Genomic DNA, 1,488 nt, shown 5'->3' on the forward strand with positions numbered 1-1,488 from the left:
CCGCGATGTCGGTTAAGGGCATGCAGAAACGAGAGCCAGTGCTGGTGGCAGATAGCGCACTTGAAAGCGCCGCAATCATCGCGTGCGTATCAACGGACTGGGTGAAGCTCGGCGGGGACACGCCAAAGTCCGCGCCGCTCGAAAATGGCACCATGCTCGTGCTCGGCGACAGGGTCCCGATGTTGCTCGTAGAGACGACGCGAATCGCAACCGGCACCCATGTCGTCATGCGCCAGCTCAAGACATTCCATGCCGGGAGCGACCGCAGCCGTGTCGATGAGGTGCGCGCATGTCTGTGAACCGCACGAGCCATGGTGGCCGTCGCCTGCCCCGCCGCCAACAGATATTCGATCCGTATGAGGTGACCGCCATCTACGAGAACCCCGCGACCGGCTGGCGAGAAAGCGTTCCTCGGCGCGCCTGGCTCTGGATGTTTCTTTTCGGTCTCTTCTACATGGCCGCCCGCAACCTGTGGCGCCCCTTCACTTTCGTCCTCGTTGTGCTGATCGGCACCCTCCTCGTCGCCTGGCCACTAATCTTCATCGTAGCCCCAGGCTTCTGGATCCTGGCGGCGGTTCAGGCGCAACGGATGTTCCGCGAGCATTACTTGCGCCTTGGCTGGGACGAGATCGACCCGTGGCATCAAGAGGACGAACATGCCGACGCGATGGCATAAGCATGTGTCGCCACGGCTTTAGGCCCTTCGGCGAATGCCGTTGTGGATCTGCCTCGCAACACGCGGGGCGCAATAGCGTGTCCACATCTCGGCGACGTGCTTGCGGCATGCATTAAACGCCGCCAATTTCTCAACAAGGAGCTCGAGCCTGCGTTCGAGCTCCTCTTTGTAAAAGGTCAGTTCCGCCTCGGGATCTGACCTTCCGATGCCCACAACACGCACCTGCAATGTCACGTTGGCGTCGTCTAACACCGCCCGCAGCTCACGTTTATAGGGCTTCGTACCAGGGCCGATCGGCCAAAATGCAGCGTCCCCGGTATATTTCGCGGACATCGCAAACTCCGCGCGCCCTGTCGGACCCACCTTCTCGATCACGTCGCCCCAATCGCCTGCAATCCTTATTGGCCGGATCCGAAGGCGCTCCGCCAACATCGCAGCGAAGCGATCTCCGGTCACACCGCCTGAGCCCAGGATCCCTGCGCGTATTTCGCTGATAAGGCGTTCGCCCTGATCAGCTTTCCATTTTGTCAGCGAGGTCTCGAACCCACGATGCAGGATCAATGACCCGACAAGCTCGCCAGGAACCGTTCGCTCTGGAACAGGCGGAGCCGGCCGATAAAAGGCCAAGCCCGGCCGCACACCGTCCTCGTCCGGATCTTTAAATGACGTATTGGCCTCATCCGATCCCAAAGGGGTGGGAGCCCATTTGCCATCGTCTATCCATACCTGCTCGGTGCGGAACAGCAACTCCTGGGGAAGCGACGTCAGACCCTGCGTTTCCAGACTTCTGTTTATTCGGTCGAGATGCCGCC

Annotated in this window: 3 protein-coding genes; 2 read left to right on the plus strand and 1 reads right to left on the minus strand. The window is 60.6% G+C overall.

Features of this window, described 5'->3' with window-relative positions:
- On the plus strand, positions 1-299 hold a 299-nt coding region (locus LPN01_RS18990; RefSeq protein ID WP_262829992.1), incomplete at its 5' end, for a hypothetical protein.
- Entirely contained in the window at positions 290-676 is a 387-nt protein-coding gene (locus tag LPN01_RS18995) for a DUF2628 domain-containing protein (RefSeq protein ID WP_262829993.1), read from the plus strand. The genes LPN01_RS18990 and LPN01_RS18995, both read left to right, overlap by 10 nt.
- A gap of 18 nt (positions 677-694) precedes the next feature.
- Here the strand turns inward: LPN01_RS18995 and LPN01_RS19000 are convergent.
- Positions 695-1,488 (minus strand): hypothetical protein (locus LPN01_RS19000; protein ID WP_262829994.1); only part of this gene is annotated, 794 nt, incomplete at its 5' end.

Source organism: Sphingomonas sp. A2-49 (genome assembly GCF_025548555.1).
Lineage (GTDB): Bacteria > Pseudomonadota > Alphaproteobacteria > Sphingomonadales > Sphingomonadaceae > Sphingomonas.